The 16,113-nt window shown below is 71.7% G+C and carries 15 protein-coding genes and 1 pseudogene; 11 read left to right on the top strand and 5 right to left on the bottom strand.

The window, feature by feature from the left end; all coding sequences use genetic code 11:
* Positions 1 to 245: 245 nt before the first annotated feature.
* The 3 genes and pseudogenes from AMK21_RS09880 to AMK21_RS09870 form a co-directional block, all read left to right on the top strand.
* Positions 246 to 719, top strand: a pseudogene (locus AMK21_RS09880) (YndJ family transporter); the annotation flags it as partial.
* Positions 716 to 1,228, top strand: a complete 513-nt coding sequence (locus AMK21_RS09875) for a DUF1990 family protein (protein ID WP_073876292.1) — start codon at positions 716 to 718, stop codon at positions 1,226 to 1,228. The pseudogene AMK21_RS09880 and the gene AMK21_RS09875, both read left to right, overlap by 4 nt.
* 28 nt (positions 1,229 to 1,256) lie before the next feature.
* Positions 1,257 to 2,711: a lipase maturation factor family protein gene (locus AMK21_RS09870; RefSeq protein WP_073876290.1), complete on the top strand. Its 1,455-nt coding sequence runs from the start codon at positions 1,257 to 1,259 to the stop codon at positions 2,709 to 2,711.
* Positions 2,712 to 2,740: 29 nt separating this feature from the next.
* Here AMK21_RS09870 and AMK21_RS35065 read toward each other — a convergent pair whose 3' ends face one another.
* Complete coding sequence (locus AMK21_RS35065) at positions 2,741 to 2,917, bottom strand: hypothetical protein (protein WP_015612873.1); 177 nt, start codon at positions 2,915 to 2,917, stop codon at positions 2,741 to 2,743.
* Between the two features lie 378 nt (positions 2,918 to 3,295).
* Positions 3,296 to 4,780 (bottom strand): SDR family NAD(P)-dependent oxidoreductase, encoded by a 1,485-nt coding sequence (locus AMK21_RS09865; protein ID WP_073876288.1) that lies wholly within the window; start codon positions 4,778 to 4,780, stop codon positions 3,296 to 3,298.
* Between the two features lie 261 nt (positions 4,781 to 5,041).
* Between AMK21_RS09865 and AMK21_RS09860 the strand changes: the two genes are divergently transcribed.
* The 5 genes from AMK21_RS09860 (at position 5,042) to AMK21_RS09840 (ending at position 10,036) form a co-directional block, all read left to right on the top strand.
* Positions 5,042 to 5,938, top strand: coding sequence for an RNA polymerase sigma factor SigF (locus AMK21_RS09860; RefSeq protein ID WP_073876286.1), 897 nt, complete (start codon positions 5,042 to 5,044; stop codon positions 5,936 to 5,938).
* Between the two features lie 206 nt (positions 5,939 to 6,144).
* Positions 6,145 to 7,398, top strand: coding sequence for a PP2C family protein-serine/threonine phosphatase (locus AMK21_RS09855; RefSeq protein ID WP_251053139.1), 1,254 nt, complete (start codon positions 6,145 to 6,147; stop codon positions 7,396 to 7,398).
* On the top strand, positions 7,395 to 9,044 hold the full coding sequence (locus tag AMK21_RS09850) for a sensor histidine kinase (protein ID WP_073876284.1): 1,650 nt from the start codon (positions 7,395 to 7,397) through the stop codon (positions 9,042 to 9,044). The genes AMK21_RS09855 and AMK21_RS09850 overlap by 4 nt, the downstream gene beginning before the upstream one ends.
* Positions 9,041 to 9,484 (top strand): response regulator, encoded by a 444-nt coding sequence (locus AMK21_RS09845; protein WP_073876282.1) that lies wholly within the window; start codon positions 9,041 to 9,043, stop codon positions 9,482 to 9,484. The genes AMK21_RS09850 and AMK21_RS09845 overlap by 4 nt, the downstream gene beginning before the upstream one ends.
* 96 nt (positions 9,485 to 9,580) lie before the next feature.
* Complete coding sequence (locus AMK21_RS09840) at positions 9,581 to 10,036, top strand: ATP-binding protein (protein WP_073876280.1); 456 nt, start codon at positions 9,581 to 9,583, stop codon at positions 10,034 to 10,036.
* Between the two features lie 90 nt (positions 10,037 to 10,126).
* Here the strand turns inward: AMK21_RS09840 and AMK21_RS09835 are convergent, their stop codons facing one another.
* Complete coding sequence (locus tag AMK21_RS09835; protein WP_073876278.1) at positions 10,127 to 11,302, bottom strand: PP2C family protein-serine/threonine phosphatase; 1,176 nt, start codon at positions 11,300 to 11,302, stop codon at positions 10,127 to 10,129.
* Between the two features lie 86 nt (positions 11,303 to 11,388).
* Here AMK21_RS09835 and AMK21_RS09830 point away from each other — a divergent pair, with 86 nt between their 5' ends.
* Together AMK21_RS09830 and AMK21_RS09825 are read left to right on the top strand one after the other, a co-directional pair.
* Positions 11,389 to 11,904 (top strand): MarR family winged helix-turn-helix transcriptional regulator, encoded by a 516-nt coding sequence (locus AMK21_RS09830; RefSeq protein ID WP_073876276.1) that lies wholly within the window; start codon positions 11,389 to 11,391, stop codon positions 11,902 to 11,904.
* A 212-nt stretch (positions 11,905 to 12,116) separates the two neighbouring features.
* Positions 12,117 to 12,488: an STAS domain-containing protein gene (locus AMK21_RS09825; RefSeq protein ID WP_374194652.1), complete on the top strand. Its 372-nt coding sequence runs from the start codon at positions 12,117 to 12,119 to the stop codon at positions 12,486 to 12,488.
* 55 nt (positions 12,489 to 12,543) lie between these two features.
* Here AMK21_RS09825 and AMK21_RS09820 read toward each other — a convergent pair whose 3' ends face one another.
* Entirely contained in the window at positions 12,544 to 13,248 is a 705-nt protein-coding gene (locus AMK21_RS09820) for a (2Fe-2S)-binding protein (protein WP_073876274.1), read from the bottom strand.
* 242 nt (positions 13,249 to 13,490) lie between these two features.
* Here AMK21_RS09820 and AMK21_RS09815 point away from each other — a divergent pair, with 242 nt between their 5' ends.
* A complete protein-coding gene (locus AMK21_RS09815; protein ID WP_073876774.1) occupies positions 13,491 to 14,591 on the top strand; it encodes a DMT family transporter in 1,101 nt (366 codons plus the stop codon).
* Here AMK21_RS09815 and AMK21_RS09810 read toward each other — a convergent pair.
* Positions 14,561 to 15,937 (bottom strand): transglycosylase family protein, encoded by a 1,377-nt coding sequence (locus AMK21_RS09810; RefSeq protein WP_073876272.1) that lies wholly within the window; start codon positions 15,935 to 15,937, stop codon positions 14,561 to 14,563. The two genes, AMK21_RS09815 and AMK21_RS09810, sit on opposite strands and share 31 nt — an antisense overlap.
* Positions 15,938 to 16,113: the final 176 nt, after the last annotated feature.

Genomic DNA, 16,113 nt, shown 5'->3' with positions numbered 1-16,113 from the left:
ATCCGTCACCATCTGTGCCGCACCGACCGACAGTCCGCAAGCGGACACCAGGCCGGAAAGCTTTCTTGAACGCGTTCAAGAAACCGTCTACCCTCACCCCGGGGAATTGAACACGTTCAACGTCAGGCCCGACCGCTCCGCGACCAGGGCGAGCGCGGCGACGGCCGGGTGACGAGGGCGGTGAGGAGGGCTGCCCCGGCGGGGGAGAGGTCCCTGCGGCGGACCGCCCGGCGTGCGCCGTGCCCGCCGGCTTCGCCGCGGCCCTGGTCGCCGGCCTCGTCTGCCGGGTCACCGAGGACCCAGCGGGCCGGTTCGCCGCACTCAGCGTGCCGCTGGGCACCCTGCTCGTCCTCGTCGGCTACTTCATCGGCGACTGGGCCGAACTGGCCGGGGCCGTGGTCCTGACGGCCGGCATGTGGACCGTCGGCCTGCTGACCTGGCGCCTGGGGCACGAGGAGGGCCGGGACAGGACGACCCGGCTGCTGCTCCTCACCTCCGCCGCCGTACTGGTGGCCACCATGCTGCTCGCCCTGAGCTGGGCGGTCGGCGAGGCGACCGGACCGCCCCACCCCACCCTGACCTGGATGGCCGCCACCCATGGCCTCCTGGGCAACGCGCTGGGCTTCGCCCTGTGCTCGCTCCTCGCCTGGCAGCGCGTCCGTACGACTCACCCGCCCCATCCGTCCCACTTGTCCCATCCGGAAAGCAGGACAGCATGAGCACGCTCACCTACCCCGAGGTCGGCGCCACCCGGCTCGGCCCGCTCCCCAAGGGTTACAACCACCTGCACCACCGCACCCCGGTCGGCCGGGGCGCGGACGACTTCTCGGTGGCGGGAGCGGCGGTGACCGAGTGGCGCATGCACCGGGCCGCGGGAACCCGCATCGACGCCTCGGCCCGGCGGGCGGAGCCCGGTGGCACCGTGACGGTGGCGCTCGGGGTGGGACCGGTACGCCTGAGCGCACCGTGCGAGGTGATCTGGGCGGCCTACGGGGAGGAGGGCCGCACCGGGTTCGGCTACGGCACTCTGACCGGGCATCCGGAGAACGGCGAGGAGTGCTTCGTGGTCGACCTGGCGGACGACGGCACGGTCTGGTTCTCGGTCATGGCGTTCTCCCGCCCCGCCGCCTGGTACGCCCGGCTCGCGGGACCGCTCGTACTCCCCGTGCAGCTCTGGTACGCGCGCCGACTGGGCCGGGCGCTGCGCCGGCTCGTCGCCGAGGTGTGACAGCGGGGTCTGGCCGATACTGGCGGGGATGGAGTGGTTCTCCGCCGACGGCTACTGGCTGAGCAGGCTGATCTTCCAGCGGACGCTGGCCGCGATCTACCTGGTCGCCTTCCTCTCCGCTGCCCTCCAGTTCCGCGCGCTGATCGGCGAACGCGGCATCCTGCCCGTACCGGAGCTGCTCAGGCGCACTCCCTGGAAGGCGGCGCCGGGGCTGTTCCGGCTGCACTACTCCGACCGCTTCTTCGTCGCCGTCGCCTGGGGCGGCTGCACGGTTTCGGTGGCCCTGATCGCCGGGCTGGACGGGTTCCTTCCGCTCTGGGGCGGGATGCTGCTGTGGGCGCTGCCGTGGGTGCTGTACCTGTCGATCGTGCAGGTCGGGCAGGTCTGGTACGGGTTCGGCTGGGAGTCGCTACTCCTGGAGACGGGGTTCCTCGCCGTCTTTCTCGGTACGGGGGACACCGCTCCGCCCGTGCTGGTGCTCTGGCTGCTGCGGTGGCTGCTGTTCCGGCTGGAGTTCGGCGCCGGGCTCATCAAGATGCGCGGCGACGCGTGCTGGCGGAAGCTGACCTGCCTCGACTTCCACCACGAGACCCAGCCGATGCCGGGGCCGCTCAGCTGGTTCTTCCATCGTCTGCCTCGGCCGGTGCACCGGGTCGAGGTGGCCGCCAACCACGTCACGCAGCTGCTGGTCCCCTTCCTGCTGTTCACCCCGCAGCCGGTGGCGAGCGCGGCCGCCGCCCTGATGGTGCTCACCCAGCTCTGGCTGGTCCTGTCGGGCAACTTCGCCTGGCTGAACTGGCTGACCATCGCGCTGGCGCTCTCCGTGATCGACTGGACCCCGTTCACCGGACAGCCGCCCGCCCTGGCCGCGCCACCGCTCTGGTACGAGGTGGTCGTCGTCGCGGTGACGGCGCTGGTCCTGGTCCTCAGCTACCGTCCCGCGCGCAATCTGCTCTCGCGCCGGCAGGTGATGAACCGGTCCTTCGACCCCCTGCACCTCGTCAACACCTACGGGGCGTTCGGTTCCATCAGCAGAATGCGGCTGGAAGTCGTGGTGGAGGGCACGGCTGATCCGGTCGCGGACGAGGGCGCCGAGTGGCGGGAGTACGGTTTCCGCGGCAAACCGGGCGATGTGCGGCGGCTGCCGCGCCTCTTCGCCCCGTACCACCTGCGGCTCGACTGGATGATGTGGTTCGCGGCGCTCTCCCCCGCTTACGCGCGCTCCTGGTTCGGGCCGTTCACCGAGCGGCTGCTGCTCGGGGACCGGGACACGCTCCGGCTGCTGGCGTACAACCCGTTCCCTGACGCTCCCCCGGCGCACGTGCGTGCCCGGGTGTTCCACTACCGGTTCACCGACATGCGGGAGCTGCGGGCCACCGGCCGCTGGTGGGACCGCACCTACCTCCGGGAATTCATGCGGCCCGTGTCCCGGCCGCTCCCGCCGGAGCGGGAGGGCCGGGACACGGGCCGTGGGACGCGCTGAAGGGCCTGTCGAAGAGGCCTGCCGAGCGGTCAGTCGATGCCGGGCAGGATGTGCGGCTCGGCGAGGTCGTCCTCGTAACCGGCCAGCCGGATCGGTGCGGACCGGGCCCACACCTCGATGTTCCGGAGCTTCTCGGGCCGTGCGGTCCGCTCCCCGTACCGTTCGGCGGGTCGCTTCTCGCGCATCGTCAGTTCTGGTGTCGTCACCGCGCACTCCTCTGTGTCGCGTCACCCGGGGCGTCGCCGACGCTCCGGCTGCGACGCCGGAGGTCGACCGCCCCGGAGTGGGGCAGGGGCTGAGCTATGCCGGTCGCGGTGGCGCCGTGTCGGGGCGGGACGGCGGTCGGGTTGCAGACCTGTCCCGGGACGGTCGGGGAACCTTCGTGGGCTCCTCGATGGCGTCCGTTCGCCTCAGAGTAACCAAATGAGCGGCTCCGCGCTCGTAGAATGTGTGCAGTGGGTCACTTTCGGCCACTTCGGACAGCGAAAACCCGGCCCAGGATCCATCCTGGGCCGGGTCTGCGGCCGCCGCACGGGAGGTGCGGCTCCGGTTGAGCCGGTCGGGTCACGCCGACACGGGCGGGTCTACCAGTTCCCGGGAGCGTAGTCCTTGAGGAAGCAGCCGTAGAGCGCCTCGCCACTCTCGCCGCGCACGATCGGGTCGTAGACCCTGGCCGCGCCGTCCACGAGGTCCAGCGGAGCGTGGAAGCCCTCCTCGGCCAGCCGCATCTTGTCCGGGTGCGGCCGCTCGTCCGTGATCCAGCCGGTGTCCACGGCCGTCATCAGGATGTTGTCCTTCTCGAACATCTCCTGGGCGCTGGTGCGCGTGAGCATGTTGAGCGCGGCCTTGGCCATGTTGGTGTGCGGGTGACCCGCGCCCTTGTAGCCCCGGCTGAAGACACCCTCCATGGCGGAGACGTTGACCACGTACGCGTGCTTGGCGGCGGCCTTGGCCATCGCCGGGCGGAGCCGGCTGATCAGGATGAAGGGCGCGGTGGAATTGCAGAGCTGGACCTCCAGCAACTCGATCGGCTCGACGTCCTCGACGGTCTGGACCCAGCTGTTGGTGTCGTGCAGGTCGGGGACGAGCCCGCCCGCGTCGATCGCGGTGCCCGCGGCGATCCGGGCCGGGGAGGCGGAGCCGGTGACGAGGGCCAGGTCGGTGACCTCCTGGGCGCTGAGGCTCTCCTTGCGGGCGGCGGGCAGGGCGGCCACCCGGTCGACCGTGCCGCTGCCGAAGGTCCCGATGACCTCGGCGGCGGGCAGCGCGCCCGCGGGCAGCGGAGCGGACTCGGCGTGGACGAGCTCGCTGTACGCCCCCGGGGAGCGGCGTACCGTCTGGGCCGCGTTGTTGATGAGGATGTCGAGCGGGCCCTCGGCGGCGACGGAGTCGGCCAACGCGACGACCTGGGCCGGGTCGCGGAGGTCGATGCCGACGATCTTCAGCCGGTGGATCCACTCATCGCTGTCCTCCATCGCCTTGAAGCGGCGGATCGCGTCGTTGGGGAAGCGGGTGGTGATGGTGGTGTGCGCCCCGTCGCGGAGCAGCCGCAGCGCGATGTACATGCCGATCTTCGCCCGGCCGCCGGTGAGCAGCGCCCGGCGCCCGGTGAGGTCGGTGCGGGCGTCGCGGCGGGCGCGGTTCTCCTTGGCGCAGGGCTGGCACAGCTGGTGGTAGAACGCGTCCACCTCGACGTACCGGGTCTTACAGATGTAGCAGGACCGGGGGCGCTGGAGTATGCCCGCGATCTCGGCCTGGGCGGAGGAGGACGGCAGGACGCCCTGCGTCTCGTCGTCGATGCGCTCGGCAGAGCCGGTCGCGGTCGCCTCGGTGACGGCCCGGTCGTGGGCGGTCTTGGCGGCCCGGCGCTCCTGGCGGCGGCGCTGCTTCACGGTGCGGTAGATCCCGGCGGTGGCCCGGCGGACGGCGATGGCGTCCGGGTGGTCGACCTCGATGCGGTCGAGCTCGTCGAGCACGCTCAGGCAGACAGCCAGCCGCTCCGGGTCGATGCCGGGACCGAACTCGTCGATTCCGGGAGCGAGCTCCGGGCTGTCCTCTGTCACCGTCATTGCCGTTCCTCTGTCATCTTCATCCCCGCGGGTCAGGGATCACCGCGGGCCGAAACACCCCGCTCAAGTTTGCCATGTGCGCGAGGCTGCTCCGTTCGGGCGTGACGACGGTCAGCTCCCGCGGCTTCCGGCGGACCGGAAGCGGACCGCCGTCAGAACCTCGCGGAACGCGATCAGAACTTTCTCGAAGAGGGACGCATGACTTCCGGATGACCGGGAAGGCGACGGTCCGACACATTGGACAGCAGGGAGGGTGACACCATGACGGCGATGTCAGTGCGAGCCACCGGAGGGACGGCGCCTCTGAGCGACGACCTGGCCGGCACGCGGACCGACGTCGGCGCCGAGGAACTGCCCTGGGTCGAGGACGCCGGCAAGGTGGCCCCCAAGGACGCGCGGGCCCTGTCGAAGGTCTTCTTCGACCGCCTCCAGGTTCTGGAGGAGGGCACGCACGAGTACCAGTACGCGCGCAACACGCTGATCGAGATGAACCTCTCACTGGTGCGCTTCGCCGCTTCCCGGTTCCGCAACCGCGGCGGCGACGACACCGAGGACATCATCCAGGTCGGCACGATCGGGCTGATCAAGGCGATCGACCGCTTCGACCTGTCCCGCGAGGTCGAGTTCGCCACCTTCGCCGTCCCCTACATCGTGGGCGAGATCAAGCGCTTCTTCCGGGACACCACCTGGTCCGTACACGTGCCGCGCCGCCTCCAGGAGCTGCGGGTCGACCTCGCCAAGGCGAAGGAGCAGCTCTCCGCCGAGCTGGACCGCGACCCCACGGTCAAGGAGCTGGCCGCCCACCTGGACCTGTCCGAGGAGGAGATCATCGAGGGGCTCGTGGCCGCCAACGGCTACTCCGCCGGCTCCCTCGACACCCCTTCGGCGGACAGCGATTCCGGGCAGGAGCAGCGCGCGTACGCCGATGTGCTCGGCGAGAACGACCCGGCCATGGAGACCGTCGAGAACCTGCACACCCTGGCACCGCTGCTGGAGCAGCTGGACGACCGGGAGCGCCGGATCGTGCAGATGCGGTTCGGGGCCGAGATGACCCAGGCGCAGATCGGCGCGGAGCTGGGTGTCTCCCAGATGCATGTGTCGCGGCTGCTGACCCGGATCGTCAAGCAACTCCGCAAGGGAATGAGCGTCGAGGCGTGAACCCGCTCACATCCTGACCTGTCGGGGTCTCCCCCGGCACCCGCCGTTCGACCGGTCGGGCACCCTCCTGGGTGCCCGACCGGTTCCTGTCCGAGCAGCGGCCCGTGGCATCCGCCGAGGCCGCCGATCACATATGCTTCCCGACGATCGACCGGATGGTCCGATGCCGGTCGTCCGAGGGGGTGGAGGGGTTGGCCGAGTCACCCATGGGCATGTCTCTGAAACCTGTGGGCACCGTCGGCATCCCGGCGCAGCAGGAGATCACCGGCGACTCCTCCCCCAGCACCCTCCTGTGGAACGTCGACGCCACCATCCTCCTGGTGGAGGACGACGCGGGCGACGCGCTGCTGGTCGAGGAGATGCTCACCGACAGCGAGCTGGACTCCGCCCTCACCTGGCGGAAGACCCTCGCCGAGGCCCGCGCCTTCCTGCGTACCTGCACCACCCCCGTCTGCGTGCTTCTGGACCTGCACCTCCCGGACGTTCACGGCCTCGACGCCGTACGCCAGATCCTGGAGTCCGACAGCGATGCCGCGATCGTGGTCCTCACCGGTCTCGACGAGTCGGGCACGGGGCTGCGCGCGGTCGCCGGAGGCGCCCAGGACTACCTGGTCAAGGGGCGGCTGGACCCCGAGATGCTGTCGCGGGCCATCCGCTACGCCTTCCAGCGCAAGCAAGTGGAACGGGCCGCGGCGGCGCTGAGGTCCAATCAGCTGATCGCCCAGGAGAACGCCCGGCTGGAGCGCGGGCTGCTGCCCGTGCCGCTGCTGCGGGACGACCGGTTCCAGGCGCGCGCCCGGTACGAGCCGGGGCGCGTCCACGGGCTGCTGAGCGGTGACTTCTACGACGTCGTGCAGACGGCCGACGGCGCGGTCCACGCGGTGATCGGTGATGTCTCGGGGCACGGTGCGGCGGAGGCCGCGCTGGGGGTCTGCCTCCGGGTGGCGTGGCGTACGGCCGTGCTGTGCGGGACCTCCCACCTGGAGCAGATCGAGCTGCTGGAGGAGATCCTGGTCGCCGAGCGCTCGGACTCGCACGTCTTCGCCACGATGGCCTCCCTGACCTTCGCGCCCGACGGGCGGAGTGTGCAGATCGTGCGGGCGGGGCACCCGGGCCTGCTGCTGCGCCGGGGCGGGGAGGTCCGCTGGGTGGAGCCGGAGGGCGGCATGGCGCTCGGGCTGCTGCCCGGGATGGGCCGGTGGCCGACGGTCGACCTGCCGCTGGTACCCGGAGACGGTCTCGTACTCTTCACCGACGGGCTTTTCGAAGGGCGCAACGGTCCGGACAGCCGCCTCGGAGAGGAAGGGCTGCTGGAGATGGCCCGGGCCCACGGGCGGTTGCCGGGCCGCAGATTCGTCGACGCACTGGTGGCCGGAGCCGCCGAGGGAGCCGCCCCCTACGGCGGACTCGCGGATGATGTGGCCGTCCTGCATCTGGGCTGGGGGTCGGAACTTTCATGAGCACGGAACAGTCCACGCGTACGGACACGAGGACGGACCCGGCACGCTCCGGTGTGGCCGCCCGGCCCTCGGTGCAGAACTGGGTGCACCTGATCCTCGGTGGTTTCATCGTGGTCGTCTGCGGCTGCCTGGTGGCCGGCGGGCTGGTGCTGGCCCGGATGTCCGACCGCACCAACGATCTGGTCGACCGAATACAGCCCGCGCGGTCGGTCTCGTTCCAGCTGCAGAACGCCCTGCTGGACCAGGAGACCGGGGTCCGCGGTTTCGCCCTGACGGGCGACGACTCGTTCCTCGAACCGTATGAGGCGGGCAAGGCCGCCGAGCGGGACCGGCTGGCCGAGGCCCGGCAGCTGGTCGGCGGGCAGAAGCAGTTCGCCGCGGATCTCGACGCGATCGAGACCGCCGCACGGCGGTGGCGCGAGAACAAGGCCGAGCCGCTGCTGAAGATGGTCCGCGAGCAGGGGCCGAACGAGGCCGACGCCTCGGCGCAGCTGCAGAGCAGCAAAGCGGACTTCGACGCGCTGCGGCGGGCCTACGGTGCCCAGCAGGCGCATCTCTCCGAGGCCCGGGACACCGTACGGGCCGAGCTGAACGACGCCCGCACCACCCGCGACCAGGTGCTGTTCGCCCTGGTGGCCGTCTTCGTCCTGACCGTGGTGGCGCTCAGCGTGCTGCTCCACCGGGTGGTGGGCGTTCCGCTGAACCGGTTGCGCGCCGCCTCGGAGCGCGTACGGTCGGGAGCCTTCGGCCAGCGGATCGAGATCAAGGGGCCCTCCGACGTCCGGGCCGTGGCCGGCGCCGTGGAGGACATGCGGCGGCGGCTGGTCGGCGAGCTGGACGGGGCGCAGGGCCGCGAGACGCTTCTCGCCGAGCAGACGGAGGAGCTGCGCCGCTCCAACTCCGAGCTGGAGCAGTTCGCTTACGTCGCCTCGCACGACCTCCAGGAGCCGCTGCGCAAGGTCGCCTCCTTCTGCCAGCTGCTGGAGAAGCGGTACGGCGAGGAGTTGGACGACCGGGGCAAGCAGTACATCGCCTTCGCGGTGGACGGCGCCAAGCGGATGCAGGTGCTCATCAACGATCTGCTGACCTTCTCGCGGGTAGGCCGGGTCCACGAGGGCTGGAAGCCGGTCGATCTGGGCCAGGCCCTGGACCGTGCGCTCGGCAACCTGGCGCTGGCCGTCGAGGAGTCCGGGGCCGTGATCGAGCGGCCGCGGGAGCTGCCCGAGCTGCTCGGCGACTCCACTTCGCTCACGATGGTCTGGCAGAACCTCATCGGCAACGCGATCAAGTTCCGCCGCGAGGACGCGGAGTGCCGGATCACCGTCGACTGCGTACGCGAGGACGAGGACTGGCACCTGACCGTCTCGGACAACGGGATCGGGATCGCGCCCGAGTTCGCGGACAAGGTGTTCGTGATCTTCCAGCGGCTGCACGCGCGCGACGAGTACGAGGGAACGGGCATCGGCCTCGCGCTCTGCCGGAAGGTCATCGAGTTCCACGGTGGCCGGATCTGGCTGGACGCCGAACCGGGCGAAGGCACCCGCATACACTTCACCCTGCCTGCGGCGCCCGATGCGCCCCAGCACACCACGGCGGAGCTCCTCGCTCCGGCCCTGACCGTCGGCCAGCCGGGAGACCCGTCTTGAACAGCCCCGTACAACCCATCGAGGTCCTCCTGGTCGAGGACGACCCAGGCGACGAGCTCATGACCCGTGAGGCGTTCGAGGACAACAAGATCCGCAACACCCTGCACGTCGTGCGCGACGGCCAGGAGGCGCTGGACTTCCTCTACCGGCGCGGCGAGTACACCGACGCACCCCGCCCCGACCTGGTGCTCCTGGACCTGAACCTGCCCAGGTACGACGGGCGGCAGGTCCTGGAGCAGATCAAGGGCGACCCCGAGCTGTCACTCATCCCCGTGGTCGTCCTGACCACCTCCTCGGCCGAGGAGGACATCCTGCGCAGCTACAAGCTGCACGCCAACGCGTACGTGACCAAGCCGGTGGACCTGGACCAGTTCATCGCGGCGGTACGCCAGATCGACGAATTCTTCGTGACCGTGGTGCGGCTGCCCGGACGTGCGTAGGATCGGTCCGGATCGCCCGGAGTGGGATCCTTCGAGGCGGGTAGACGACTGGCGGAACAGGGTCTCCGACCTCACTGCGGCGCCTGGCTGGAGCACATGAACACAGAGGTCACCTCACCACCGGAAGACCCCGGCCAGGCTCTGCGGTCCAGGGAGGCACTGCTGAGCGCCGAGGTCTTCGACGGCGAACCTGGCTGCATCGCGCTCGCGCGTGCCCTGGCGGACCGTTTCCTCACGCGGCTCGCGGTGGAGTGCCTGGCGCCGATCGGCGAGCACACCCGCAGCGACCTGATGCTGGCCGTGAGCGAGCTGGTCACCAACGCCGACCGTTACAGCCACGGCCCGTACCTCCTGGAGCTGGAGGGGAACGCCGAGGTCATGAGCGTCACGGTGTACGACAGCAGTACGGCGATGCCCGTGCTGTACGGCCCCGATCCCTCCCGGCTGGGCGGGCACGGCATGGAGATCGTCGTGGCCCTGTGCGACCGGCTCACGGCGGAGCGGGTGCCGGTCGGCAAGCGGATCCGCGCGGAGTTCCAGCTCTCGACCTGACCCGGACACGGCGACGCCCCCGGAGACGCGTGATGCGTCCTGGGGGGCGTCGTGTTCCGGCCCCAGCCGCCGCGGGCCGTGCATCCGGTCTCAGCTGTCGTCGTCCTGGCGGCCGAACCAGTCCACGCAGACCACCAGCGCGTCGTCGAGTGTCTCCGTGACGCGGTACTCGGCCAGTTCGCCGAGGATCGCGCGCGGGACGGTGGCCGCCGGCAGCAGCCGCGTCGACTGGATGGCCCGGGCCATCGCCCGTTCGCCGTACGTCTCCCCCGCCGGGGACACCGCCTCGTAGACACCGTCGCTGAGCAGCAGCAGCCGGTCGCCCGGCTCCACGTCGAACTCCTGGACCGTGTAGTGCGACTCCTCGAACATGCCGAGCGGGAGCTGGGCCTCCAGCTCCATGCGCCGGACCGTGCGGCCCCGCTGGATCCACAGCTGGGGCGATCCGGCGTCCACAACGCCGACCCGCCCGGTCGCCAGCTCGAAGCGGAGCAGCAGGGTGGAGACGTGGGAGGCCCCGCGGTGCTGGTCGTAGAGCGCCTGGTCGGCGAGGGCCGCCTGGTCGGCGATGCCGATGCCGGCCCGGCGGGCGTTGCGCAGGGCGTTCACCGCGAGGTTGGTGAGCAGCGAGGCCTGTATGCCCTCGCCCATGCCGTTGGTCACCGCGAGGGTCAGCTCGTCGGCGTCCGCCGCCCAGTCGAAGTTGTCGCCGTGGATGGAGTACGCCGGCTCCAGCTGGGCGCCGATGGCGAACTCGGCGGCCGTGCGGGCCCGGGCGGGCAGCAGTTGCCACTGCATCTCGGCGGCGAGGGTGAGCCGGGTGGTGCGCCGGGCGCGCTGGTAGACGTCGGTGTCCCGTTCGGCGACCAGGATCTCGTGGCCCAGCAGATCGGCCACATGGGCCAGTTCGCCCACCAGGTCCGGGACCGACCGCTCGGCGGGCAGCCGGACGGTGAGGATGCCGAGGCGTTCGCCGCGTACCGTCACCGGGAGGTAGTGGTCGACCGCGTCGCCGTGCCGGACCTGCTGTTCGCGGGGCTTCTGACTGCCGAAGGCCCTCCCCTCCGCACTGTTGTGCAGGGAGAGCGGTTCCTCCTCGCCGTCGGTCCCGTCCAGGCGCTTGAGGACCCTCAGACCGTAGTCGGCCAGATGCAGCTCCACCGCCAGAGCCCCGTAGGCCTCGGCCAGCAGGGTGCGCAGCGTCGGCAGCAGCGCGTGCGGAGCGGCGGCCCTGACGGCCGTCTCGATGTCCGGTCTTCTGTTCACGGTCTCTCGTACATTCTTCGTCCTGCGACGTGGTAGGGGCTGAGTCCGGGCTGACAAGCGGGGCCGACGGATGACAGAGTGGATGAATGCCCCACTCCGCACGCCGCACGCGCACCCGTGCAGAGGTGTCCGCCGACGCCTCCGCGGCCTCGGAGCTGCTGGAAGTGCTCTGGGGCCGCGGTCAGGAGGCGGCCGCTTCGGGCACCGTATCGCCCTCCCAGCTCCGGGCCCTGCTCGTGATCGAGAAGCAGGAGGGCACCAATCTGCGCTCGTTGGGCGAGGCGTTGGGTTCGCGTGCGCCGTCGGTCAGCCGGCTCTGCGACCGGATGGAGGCTATGGGGCTCGTGCAGCGCGCACCCAGCCCGACGAGCCGGCGCGAGGTGGTGCTGCGGCTGAGCCTCCGCGGCCGGACCCTTCTCGAAGAGTACCGGGCTCTGCGCGCCCGCGAGGTGAGCGCCGTGCTGGAACGCATGGAACCGGCCGCCGTGGCCGCGCTCGCGGAGGGCCTGGCGGCCTTCCACGCGGCAGCCTCGGACAGACTCTCGCCGGAAACGGGTGCGGCAGGCCCTCCGCTCCGCGATGATGTCGCCGATAGCGCCTAGCCTCATCCAGCTCCTGCTTCCGCTTCTCTCGGTGCGTCACCGCCGACGCCTGGTCATTCAGCCGTTGCGGATCAGATTGTTACCCAATGGAGAATGTTGTCAAATGGCAACTGTTCCTTCTATCGTTACCCACGTACCCCGCCGTGATCAGGGACGGAACAAGCCGACCCGTCCGGCACACCGGCGTCCTTCACCCGCCCGAACCGCCCGAGGTGCCTTCCGTGCAACCACCGCCCAGCGAAGACAGAGCCGTCAGAATCATCACCCGTCAGGAACGGGGTGCTCTGGTCCTCACCGTGTCGGGTGACCTCGATATCGACAGCGTCCCGCCGCTCGGCCGGGCACTAGAAGCCGCGGCCGAAGAAGGTTTTGGGCCTGTCGTCGTGGACCTCTCGGGTGTGGGCTTCGCCGACTCCACCACGGTCAACGTGCTCCTCCAGGGGCAGACCGCGCTCGGCGGCCGGCTGCGGCTCGCCGCGCCCTCCCCGTTCGTGCGGCGGCTGATCGGGATGATCGGGCTCGACAGCGCGATCCCCGTCCTGGGGGACGTCGACGAAGCCATAGACGCGCCCCTGACCTCCTGACCCTCCGGCGCGGTGGGTCGGCGGGGCGCGGCGTTCGGAAGCGGCCCGGCCGCGACTACCGGGCCGCCCCGGACGGCCCCGGCGCACGGTCGAAGACGCAGTCGCCGCAGAGTCCGCCGCCCGGACAACGCCAGTACAGACAGCAGCTCCGCCGCCGGAACGCCGGTCCGTGCGGGGAGCCGGTGGAGCGCAGGTCGGGGTGGTCGAACAGCTCGGCCGCCAGGGCCCGGGCCCGCTGCGCGACTTCCGGGCGGTCCTGCCCGCGCGACCAGGTGAGCAGCTCGCGTACGGCCCCGGCGAGCGCGGACCCGGCGTTGCCCCACAGCAGCTGCGGGGAGATGTTCCCGTCGCGCCGGACGGCCTCGGCCAGCGGCACCAGATGCCCGTACTGGACCTGCTCGCGGATCCGGTCGGCAGACCCCGGCAGCTCCTCGGGATCCGCGAGCCACAGATCGTCCGGCGAGGCGTGGAGCGGGTCCCAGTGCAGGGTCTCCGGTACGAGGGCGGGGAAGCGCCCGAAGAGGGCGGCCGGGCCCAGCGCGATCGACCAGAGCCGGGCGGCGAGGCCGAGATGGGCGATGGAGGCTGCGACCCGGCGCTCGGGGGCACCCAGCCGCGCCGCGACCTTGTCGACCCGAGCGGTCAGGGGCGCCGTCCCGCCCGCGTACAGCTTCGCCAGCGGCCGGTGGGAGCCGCCGGGGACCGGCTCGGTCCGCAGCGCGAAGAAGCCGCCCACCGAGGCCGTCCGCTCCAGGTCCATGCCCCGCTCCTCACTCGCCACGATCCCCGGGTCGGCGCCGGAGCGCGCCCGCGTCCGGCGACGGCGTGTGCCGTCCGCGCGGCTCACCGTATCCGCCGGGGCACAACTTCTGACGGCCGGGCCCGGCAGGGCTACCGTCGAGGGGAGGACCTCGGCCCTCCGTCCGTACTACTGGGGCAGTACGCGGAAGTGACGTCTCAAGGACGACGACGTGGCGCCCCGGACGGGACATCGTGGTGTACATGAGCTCCCTCGCGCTGTCTGTGCTGCTGTCACTGGTCTCCGCGGTCGCCTACGCGGCCGGGGCGATCGTCCAGGAGCGGGTGGCCGCGCGCGGCGACAACTCCCCACAGGCCCTGGTGCGCAACGCGGTCTGGTGGGTGGCCGTGCTGCTCAACGGCGTCGGCGCGGTCCTGCACGTGGTGGCCCTCGCCTACGGGCCCCTCAGCCTGGTCCAGCCGCTCGGTGCGCTGACCATCGTCTTCGCCCTGCCGATGGCGGCCCTCTTCGTCGGCCGCAGGGCCGGGGCGAGAGCCTGGCGCGGTGCGCTCATGGCCACGGCCGGTCTCGTCGGGCTGCTGGCCCTCACGGGCGACGCCGAACCGCACACCCTGCGCGGACCCGAGCAGCTGGCCCTGGCCACGGTGACCTTCGGGGTGGTGGGCGCGCTCATGCTGCTCGCCCGGGCGCTGCGTCGGCCGGTGCTGCGGAGCGCGGTGCTGGCCACGGCGGCCGGTGGGGCGTTCGGTATGGCCTCGGTCTTCACCAAGACGGTGGCCATGGAGTGGACGTCCGGCTCGGTGCGCTCGGGGCTCCCGACGCTGCTGGTGATCGCCGGGCTCGCGGCGGCGGGCCTGCTGCTCTCCCAGGCGGCGTACCGGGGCGCGGGACTCGCCGCTCCGCTGGCGACGGTGACGGTGGTCAACCCCGTCGTGGCAGCCGCGATCGGGATCACGCTGTTCGGCGAGCACTTCCGCCAGGGCGCCGCGGGCACGGTCCTCGCGCTCTCCTGCGGGGCCCTGGCGGCGGGCGGCCTGGTCCTGCTCACGAAGGAGCGGCTGAGCGCGGAGCAGGCCGGGCAGGGGCGCCTGAGGCCGCACGGCGCGCAGGAGGCGGAGCCGGAAGGCGGCGGTGCGGAGAGCGCGAAGGTGCGGCCCGAGGAGGCACCGGTCGCCGTCGGGTCGACGTACGTTCCGCCGCTGTCCCTCCGGCCCGGCGGTGCGGTTCCGCGTGTGGAGTTCGGTGGTCCGCGCCCGGCGGGGCACGACCGGCGCGGTGAGCCGTCCGCCGCCCCGCGCCCGGAGCGGACGGTTCAGACGCTGACGCCGCCCGCCCTGAGGTAGGCCAGCGGGTCGATGTCCGACCCGTAGCCGGGGCCGAGGCGCACCTCGAAGTGCAGGTGCGGGCCGGTGCTGTTGCCGGTGGAGCCGGACCGGGCGAGCCGCTGCCCTCCGGAGACCGACTGCCCCTCCCTCACATGGAGGGCGGAGAGGTGGGCGTACTGGCTGTACTTGCCGTCCTCGTGGCGGATGACCACCTCGTAGCCGTACGCCCCCGCCCAGCCGGAGGAGACGACCCGGCCCGGGGCCACGGCCTTCACGGAGGTCCCGGTGGGTACGGGGAAGTCGACGCCCGTGTGGTAGCCGCTGGACCAGGAGCCGGCCTGGCGGTAGGCGGTTCCGGTGGGGGCGGCGACGGGGGCGCTCATGCCGGAGCGCTGCACGGCGCGTTCCGCCGGCGCCTGCTTCTGCGGCTTGGGCGCGGCCTGCTTCTGCTCGGCCCGCTTCTCTTCGGCCCGCTTCTCTTCGGCCCGCTTCTGCTCCGCCCGCTCCTGCTCGGCCTTCCTCTGATCGGCCCGCTTCTCTTCGGCCTTCGACGCGGCCGCCCGCTGCTCGGCCTTCTTCGCCTCATCGGCCCGGGGCCCCGCGGCCTGCTGCTCGGCAGGCGTGGGCGCCGCCTGCCGCTTCTGCGGCTCGGGCGCCGGTGCGGGCTTCCGGGCACTCACCCCGTCCCCGCCGCGCGGGGTGAGGCTCAGCCGCTGGCCGGGGAAGATCAGGTCGGGGTTGTCGCCCACGATTGTGCGGTTGGCCGCGTAGAGCTTCTGCCAGCCGCCGCGGACCCGCTGGGCGTCGGCGATACCGGAGAGCGAGTCGCCGCTCGCGACGGTGTAGGCGTCGCGCTTGCCCGGTATGTGCGTCGGTGTCGCCGCGGCGGGCGTCGTCCTCGGCTTCCGGGGCGGGGCGCTCTGCGGCGCCGCGGCCTGGACGGGCCGGGTACCCGCGCTCTGTGGGGTGGTGTCGGGTGCGTCCCCGCCCCGGGTGAGGCCCGCCTTCACGGAGCAGGCCGGCCAGGCTCCGGGCCCCTGGCCGTCGAGCACCCGCTCGGCGATGTCGACCTGCTGGTCCCGGGTGGCGAGGTCGGCGCGCGGCGCGTGCCGAGTGCCGCCGAAGGCCGCCCAGGTCGGACCGCTGAACTGCAGCCCGCCGTAATAGCCGTTGCCCGTGTTGATGGCCCAGTTGCCGCTCGACTCACAGGCGGCGACCTTCTCCCAGACCTCCCCCGAGGCGGCTCCCGCCGAGGCCGCGGTGATGAGCGGGAGTGCTATGCCCGCACCGCCCGCGGTGACCGTGAGCGAGGCACGGTTGATCCGGCTGGGCTGGTATCTGCGGTGCCGACCGTTTGCGGCCATGACTGAGCTCCCCCACTGGCGTTGGGACACGTCGCAAGCGGCAAACGTAGGGCGGCGCGAAGACTGATCACAAGGGAAACGTGATAGTCGGCCGCCTTGGCCGGGTCTGTGGCCGGATTCCGCCCCTGGGCCCAACAGGGCGCCCACATCCGCTCCTTGCGCAAGGGGCCGGAAAG

The sequence above is a fragment of the Streptomyces sp. CB00316 genome (assembly GCF_001905595.1).
Classification (GTDB): Bacteria; Actinomycetota; Actinomycetes; order Streptomycetales; family Streptomycetaceae; genus Streptomyces.
The sequence above is the reverse complement of the archived record's forward strand: the minus strand, read 5'-3'. Positions and strand labels throughout refer to the sequence as shown.